General features: G+C 39.5%; 7 protein-coding genes and 2 pseudogenes. 7 read left to right on the top strand and 2 right to left on the bottom strand.

Features of this window, described 5'->3' with window-relative positions:
- Positions 1-225: pseudogene (locus tag B2V92_RS18175) on the top strand (hypothetical protein); the annotation flags it as partial.
- Between the two features lie 40 nt (positions 226-265).
- On the opposite strand, the gene B2V92_RS18170 reads toward B2V92_RS18175, so the two are convergent.
- Both B2V92_RS18170 and B2V92_RS18165 read right to left on the bottom strand, forming a co-directional pair.
- On the bottom strand, positions 266-421 hold the full coding sequence (locus B2V92_RS18170; RefSeq protein WP_293310831.1) for a hypothetical protein: 156 nt from the start codon (positions 419-421) through the stop codon (positions 266-268).
- Entirely contained in the window at positions 421-2400 is a 1980-nt protein-coding gene (locus B2V92_RS18165) for a KUP/HAK/KT family potassium transporter (RefSeq protein ID WP_293310829.1), read from the bottom strand. The genes B2V92_RS18170 and B2V92_RS18165 overlap by 1 nt, the downstream gene beginning before the upstream one ends.
- 179 nt (positions 2401-2579) lie before the next feature.
- Between B2V92_RS18165 and B2V92_RS18160 the strand changes: the two genes are divergently transcribed.
- The 6 genes and pseudogenes from B2V92_RS18160 to B2V92_RS18135 all read left to right on the top strand — a co-directional run.
- Positions 2580-3110 carry a T9SS type A sorting domain-containing protein gene (locus B2V92_RS18160; RefSeq protein ID WP_293310827.1) on the top strand — a complete coding sequence of 177 codons (531 nt, stop codon included), beginning with the start codon at positions 2580-2582 and terminating at the stop codon, positions 3108-3110.
- 74 nt (positions 3111-3184) lie between these two features.
- Positions 3185-3796, top strand: a complete 612-nt coding sequence (locus tag B2V92_RS18155; RefSeq protein ID WP_293310825.1) for a fumarylacetoacetate hydrolase family protein — start codon at positions 3185-3187, stop codon at positions 3794-3796.
- A gap of 3 nt (positions 3797-3799) precedes the next feature.
- Complete coding sequence (locus tag B2V92_RS18150; protein WP_293310823.1) at positions 3800-5533, top strand: M23 family metallopeptidase; 1734 nt, start codon at positions 3800-3802, stop codon at positions 5531-5533.
- A gap of 176 nt (positions 5534-5709) precedes the next feature.
- Positions 5710-6174, top strand: coding sequence for a thioredoxin-dependent thiol peroxidase (bcp, locus tag B2V92_RS18145; RefSeq protein ID WP_293310821.1), 465 nt, complete (start codon positions 5710-5712; stop codon positions 6172-6174).
- A gap of 57 nt (positions 6175-6231) precedes the next feature.
- The gene (locus B2V92_RS18140) at positions 6232-7077 is read left to right on the top strand and encodes a transketolase (RefSeq protein ID WP_293310819.1); all 846 of its coding nucleotides are present in this window, start codon (positions 6232-6234) and stop codon (positions 7075-7077) included.
- Positions 7078-7261: 184 nt separating this feature from the next.
- Positions 7262-7550: pseudogene (locus B2V92_RS18135) on the top strand (transketolase family protein); the annotation flags it as partial.

Raw genomic sequence — 7550 nt, 5'->3', positions numbered from 1 at the left:
ACCGCAAGGGTCGCCCCGACTATCGCCAATATTATTGGAGCATATAAATCAATTGTCTCAAACGCATGCCTGCAATTATTTAAATCGCATAACACAACAATGGGAAAGCTTTGGCAAAGAAATTATTACGAACGCATCATTCGTAATGAAAGAGCGTATCAGAACATTTCTAACTACATCATCAACAACCCCAGCAAATGGAACGAAGATAAATTCTATCTGTAAAACAAAAAATCCCCTTCCATTTATAGAAAGGGGATTTCATTTATTTCTTTTTGATAAAAGCCGTTACTGTAATCATCACCAGACCTAATCCGGAGGCAATCATATAATTATCGGCGTGATCGAGGTGATAAATCTTCGCAGCGGGCCCCGCTATAAACAACAGGATACCCAAAATTAAAAGCGCATTCTTCATCATTAAACCGGTAATCTGTGCAGCTCAATGTCATCAGGTGTAACAAAGATCAAAGGAACTTTTTCAACATCCACATAACTGCTATCCAAACCAAAACTCCGCTCCTCTGATAAACTTAATTTTTTAAGGATAAAGTAATAATCCATAATGGTGCGCTCGTAGAAACTTAGTTTCGTAAACTTAGATAAATGTTTTTCCAAAAGCACGAATCTGAAATCGCCGGCAATTTTATGTTTGTTTAACGAAGTATACTGACTGGTAATGTCGATTTCGCCATTTTTAACCAGCTCCTCAACCACTTTACGGTAAAGTAGGTTTACACGCTGCTCGATCCTGAAACCTAACCTAAAATCAATCCTGATCAATTTTCCGGGGATTAAAAACTCAACCTTATAATCCAAAGTATAAGGTTCGTCCATTACGTCAACGTGTACCAACCAATAAACATCGGCACGTTTTGGCTCTTTCTGGATAATCGAATAAATAATCTTCGATTCGATCTCTGTTTTAAAGTTTGCGCTGGTTAAATACACCAGTTGGGAAGAATATTTCGGAACCGATTCATCATTACTCAGTTCGCTTAAAATTTCATAATAATCTTCAATCTCAACATATTTTACAAAGCGGTTTTTAATCTTACGGGCTATAAACCAACTCCACATTACGGTAAATAATGCAGATCCGATCAATACCGTTAACCAACCCCCATCAGAGAATTTGTGCAGGTTACTGAAAAGGAAAGTACCTTCAATTAACACATATACCGAAATAAAAATGGCAATAAGATATTTAGGGAAACGCTTGCTCCTTAAATAAACACTCACCAAAATGGTGGTCATCAACATCGCAATGGTAATGGAAAGTCCGTAGGCCGCATCCATCTTCGAAGATTCTTTCCAGAAGAATACAATGCTACAACATCCCAGCCAAAGCATCCAGTTGATAGATGGCACATAAAGCTGTCCTTTTTGAACCGATGGATATACAATTTTTATCTTCGGCCAAAGGTTTAAACGCACAGCCTCTGAAATTAAGGTGAACGAACCGCTAATTAAAGCCTGACTGGCAATAACCGCAGCCATAGTGGCCAGAATCACCATCGGCACCTGGAAGTGACTCGATATAATCTGAAAGAAAGGATTCATTTTCGAACTTGGCACAAAAGTACCTTCGTTCTGCAAAATCCAAACACCCTGACCTAAATAATTCAAAATCAAGGTTACTTTTACAAAAATCCAGCTAATGCGAATATTGTTCCTCCCACAATGTCCCAAATCTGAATATAAAGCCTCAGCCCCGGTGGTACAGAGAAAAACACCACCCAAAATAACAAATGCCTTACTATTGGTGGCCAATAAATGTATTGCATAATAGGGGTTCAGCGCCTTTAATATGCTCAGGTCATTAACGATGAACAAAAGCCCGGCCACGCCCAAAACGGTAAACCAAACAAACATTACCGGACCAAAAAGTTTGCCTACCAGGTTGGTTCCAAATTGCTGGATGACGAAAAGTACCGTTAAAATGGCAATTACCACAGGAACTACCGGTATATCGAATTTGCTTGTAAGCCCTTCAATAGCCGATGTTACCGTAATACTCGGAGTAATTACCCCATCGGCCAAAAGCGCACAGCCACCTACTACCGCTGGTACGATTAGCCACTTTGCTTTTTTTCTTACCAGAGAAAATAATGAAAAAATGCCACCCTCACCCTTATTATCGGCCCTTAATGTAATGATAACGTATTTGATTGTGGTTTGTAAAGTTAAAGTCCAGATAATGCAGGAAAGTACCCCAAGCACAACATCCGTAGTAATTGATCCCGGATGTGCAACAACGCCTTCCCTAACGCCTAAAATGCTGGTAAAAATTGCGTTTAGTGTATATAAAGGTGATGTACCAATGTCACCGAACACAATTCCTAAACTAATTAGAACACCGCCGGCGGTTAACGCGTTGACATTTTTATGATTTGACACTTCGTTGATATTTTAGTGCGGCAAAAGTAAACTAACTATAACAATTTAACAACCAAAATATTGTGTATTTTTAACACTATGAAAATAAATTTTTATTGTTAAATTGTGTTAAATTATGGGTTTTAAACAAAATGTTTAATTTCTTTGTTTTAAATTAATACATTTGCTATAACAATTTGATGAAACTCTACGCTAAGATAACGTTACTCACAAAAATAGCATGCACATTGTGCATCGTATTGCTGTGCGGCGTAAATTCTTGGGCGCAACAAGCTGATAGCATTCACATTAGCTTAAAAAACAGAACCAAAAAAGTAGGCAAAATCCCCGAAATTAAAGCGAATATTACACCTTATAAGCCGCTTTACATGTCGATTGGCGGCTCAGGAATGTTCAACACTTACAGTACAACACCGAGAAATACAACGGTTGCACCTAAGGATAAATTGTTGAACATTGTGAAAATTTATCCTAATCCGGTAGAAGATCAGTTAAATATCATCTTATCCATCGGAAAAGACGGTACGCAGACTTCCATTAAAATCATCGATTTATTGGGGAACGAAGTAGCCACCTTGGCCAACGAACGTTTAAATGCTGGCGAGCAGACCAAAAGCTTCAATATTCCAAGCCGCATTAATCCGGGCATTTACTTTTTAAGGGTAATTGCAGGGTCAGAAAGCCAGGTAAAACGCATCTCGGTTTTATAACACCATTTTCTTTCCTATTTTTGATTAATTCGGGTTTGCTCCCGTTTATTTTTTCATATATCATATTCTCAAGAATGAAAATCATCGCCATTGGCAGAAATTATGCCGAACACGCAAAAGAACTGAACAACCCGGTTCCAACAACACCGGTTATTTTCCTCAAACCTGACACCGCTGTACTAAAAGACAATAAACCTTTTTACATTCCCGATTTTTCTGATGACGTACATTACGAACTGGAGGTGGTTTTAAAAATCTGTAAGGAAGGCAAACACATCGCCGAAAAGTTTGCTGCCAACTACTATGATGAAGTGGGTTTGGGCATCGATTTTACCGCGCGCGATATCCAGAGCAAACACAAGGAAAAAGGACTGCCATGGGAACTTGCCAAAGCTTTTGATAACTCGGCCCCTATCAGTACTTTCTCTCCAAAAAGCGATTTTGAAGATCTTTACAACTTAAATTTCGAATTAAAAGTGAATGGCGAAAGCCGCCAGGTGGGCCATACTAAAGACCTTTTATTCTCGTTCGAGAAGATAATCAGCTTTGTTTCCCACTACATCACCTTAAAAAAGGGGGATTTAATTTTTACCGGAACGCCACAAGGTGTTGGTAAAACAAACCGCGGCGACAAACTCGAAGCCTGGTTGGAAGGAAAGCAACTTTTAAATTTTGATGTAAAGTAACGAATGATTAAAAACACGATCCAGTACAAGTTAAGATTATCCCTTTCAGTTTGCCTTTTAATTGCTTCAACCTTCGTTCAGGCACAGCAGATTTTCAGTAACAATAAATATCCGATTACCGATTTCCGCCAGCCTTTAGATATTACCCCTCCTGCCCTGGCCGGTTCTTTTGGCGAAATACGTGGCAATCACTTTCACTCTGGGATCGATTTCAGGACGAATCAGCGCGAAGGTTACCCTGTTTATGCCGTTGCAGATGGCTATATCTCAAGGTTAAGGGTACAGAACAGCGGTTTCGGGCAGGCACTTTATATCAATCATCCCAATGGTTTTACTACGGTTTATGGACACCTGCAGCGTTTCGCGCCAAAAATTGCCAGCGTTGTTAAAAATCTCGAATACGAAAAAAAATCCTTCGAGATCGACGAATTTCCTGATGCTACCTTAATTCCGGTACATAAAGGTGAAATTATTGCCTGGTCGGGCAACCGCGGCAGTTCAGGAGGTCCGCATCTACATTTCGAAATCAGGGATACCAAAACAGAGGAAACGATTAATCCACAGTTTTTTGGGATTGTTATTCCCGATAATATCCCGCCTGTAATCCATGGTTTATATGTATATCGCCTAAACGGTAAAACTTTTAACGAGTTTACGCCCAAACAGGCCATCGCCATCAGCGGTGCAAACGGGCTTTATAAAACCGCCGCAGCGGTTATTTTAACAGGCGAAGTAGGTTTTGGCATCGTGGTAACCGACAGGCATAACGGTTTATCCGGAACCAACGGTGTTTACTCCATCCAGTTAGAAGTTGATGGCAAAATGGTTTATACCTCTGCATTGGAACGTTTTGCTTTTGAAGATAGCAAGGCCATTAATTCGCATATCGATTACCCTACTTATTTAAATACCAAAAGAAGCATCCAGAAAAGTTTTGTAGATCCGGGTAATCCGCTAAAGATTTACAGCAGTTTGGTTAACAGTGGCCGCATTAACTTTAACGATGGCGCACAACATCAGCTACGCTACATCATTACCGATTCGAAAGGGAATTCTGCTGTATTGCCTTTTACGGTAAATGCAGGTTCTGCGCCAATCGCCCCCACTATTGTACCTGCCGGAATCATTTATCCGTATAATAAGGTAAACGAATTTAATGCCGAAGATGTAAAAGTGGTTTTCCCGATGGGTACTTTGTACAGCGATTTAAATTTTACCTACAAAAAATTACCACGGCCAGCTGGCAATGCCTGGTCGGCAGTGCATCAGATCCATAACCGCTATACGCCTTTACATATTGGTTTCGATCTCTGGATTAAAGCTGATAATCTTCCTGAAAACCTGCGTAGCAAAGCCCTGATTGTAAATTCAAACGGATCATCACAGGGAGGAAGTTTCGATAACGGTTATGTTAAGGCTACGCCAAAAAATTTCGGAAGCTTTTATATTGCTACCGATACCATTGCGCCAAGGATTGTTCCGGTAAATATTTCAGAAGGCAAAAATATGGCCGGTTTATCGAAGATCTTTTTTAAGATCAGCGATAACCTATCAGGAATCAAAAGTTTTAATGGCTACATAGATGGTAAGTGGGCACTAATGGAGTTCGATACGAAAACAGCAACGCTTTGGCATAGTTTCGACGAAAGGACGATCGTGGGTAAACATACATTGGAACTTGTTGTGATAGATATGAAGGAGAATACGAGAAAATATAACGTCAATTTCTTCAGATAGTAACAGGATTTTTTGGATTATGGGATTTCATGATCAGGATGCCGTAAAAACTCATACTTTGAACGCAGAAATGTCATCTTTTAACATATCCTGAACAGTATAATAGATTAAACTGTTTAAATTGCATCCGTTAACAATTAACCGATTAAACAGTTTACCGATTAACCAATTTATATATGGCAGAGTTAAAAGAAGGTGATCAGGCACCGGCAATTACATCAAAAGATCAAAATGGGATCGAAGTTTCCTTAAACGATTACAAGGGCAAAACGGTTGTACTTTATTTTTATCCGAAAGATGATACCCCTGGCTGTACTGCAGAAGCCTGCGATTTCAGGGATAACTATCAGGGTTTACAGGCCAAGGGCATTGTAGTTTTGGGTGTAAGTGTTGATGATGAAAAATCGCACCATAAATTTGTAACCAAACACAGCTTACCATTTACATTGTTAGCTGATACCGATCAGAAAATTGTAAACGATTATGGCGTTTGGGCAGAAAAAAACATGTACGGCAAAAAATATATGGGTACCGTACGCACTACATTTATTATTGATGGCGAAGGTAAAATTGCCAACATCATCAAAAAGGTAGATACAAAAAACGCTACACAACAAGTACTCGATTTAATCAATAACTAATTATGATATAGCAGGTAAAATATTACCTTTGCTATGTAACAACAACCTCTTATTTTAATGAAACATACAATTAAAGAGCTAGAAGATATTGCCTCTCAGATCAGAAGAGATATCGTAAGAATGGTTCACGGATGTCAATCTGGTCACCCAGGCGCTTCGCTTGGATGTACGGATTTTTTTACCGCTTTATATTTTGAAGTGTTGAACCACAAAACAGATTTCACAATGGAAGGTGCCGGCGAAGATCTGTTTTTCCTTTCTAACGGACATATTTCTCCGGTTTGGTATAGTACGTTGGCTCACGCAGGTTACTTCGACAAAAGTGAACTGGCAACTTTCCGTAAACTGGATTCAAGATTACAGGGGCACCCTACCACTCACGAACACCTACCGGGTATCCGTATTGCTTCGGGTTCTTTAGGCCAGGGTTTATCTGTTGCTATCGGTGCCGCACTGGCAAAAAGATTAAACGGTGATAAATCTTACGTTTTTGCTTTATTGGGCGATGGAGAATTGCAGGAAGGACAAAACTGGGAAGCAGCAATGTTTGCTCCATTTAATAAAGTAGACCATTTAATCGCTTCTGTGGATTATAACGGACAGCAAATTGATGGTCCTACGAGTAAAGTTTTAGCTTTAGATGATTTACAGGCCAAATTCGAAGCTTTCGGATGGCACGTAATCAATACCGATGGTAACGATATGCAGGCTATTGTTGAAGGTTTACATTATGCTAAAACCCTAACAGGAAAAGGTAAACCGATCTTAAACTTAATGAGCACACAAATGGGTGCCGGTGTAGATTATATGATGGGTACGCATAAATGGCATGGTACAGCGCCAAATGATGAGCAGTTAGCTGCAGCTTTAGCGCAATTACCAGAAACTTTAGGGGATTACTAAACTAGATTGGAGATGATAGATAGGAGATTGGAGATAATTCATCGCTCAATCTTAATTCGAAAATCTGACCTAAAAAAATGTAATCCTGGATACTAAACTAGATTGGAGACGATAGATAGGAGATTTGAGACAAATTGTCGCCCGATCTCACATCTAAAAACTCATATCTCATATCTAAAACAAAATGAAAAAATATACATATACAGAAAAAAAAGATACACGTTCGGGTTTTGGTGCTGGCTTACATGAGGCTGGTAAGAAAAACGAAAATGTGGTTGCTTTATGCGCCGATTTAGTTGGATCGCTTAAAATGGATGCTTTTATTAAAGATTTCCCTGAGCGTTTTACACAGGTTGGTATCGCAGAGGCTAACATGATCGGTATTGCAGCAGGTATGACTATTGGTGGTAAAATTCCTTTTACAGGTACTTTCGCCAACTTTTCTACCGGCCGTGTTTACGATCAGATCCGCC

It is taken from the genome of Pedobacter sp. UBA5917 (genome assembly GCF_002432345.1).
In the GTDB taxonomy this organism is placed as follows: domain Bacteria; phylum Bacteroidota; class Bacteroidia; order Sphingobacteriales; family Sphingobacteriaceae; genus Pedobacter.
Note: the sequence above shows the minus strand (reverse complement) of the source record. Positions and strands in the feature narration are given on the sequence as shown.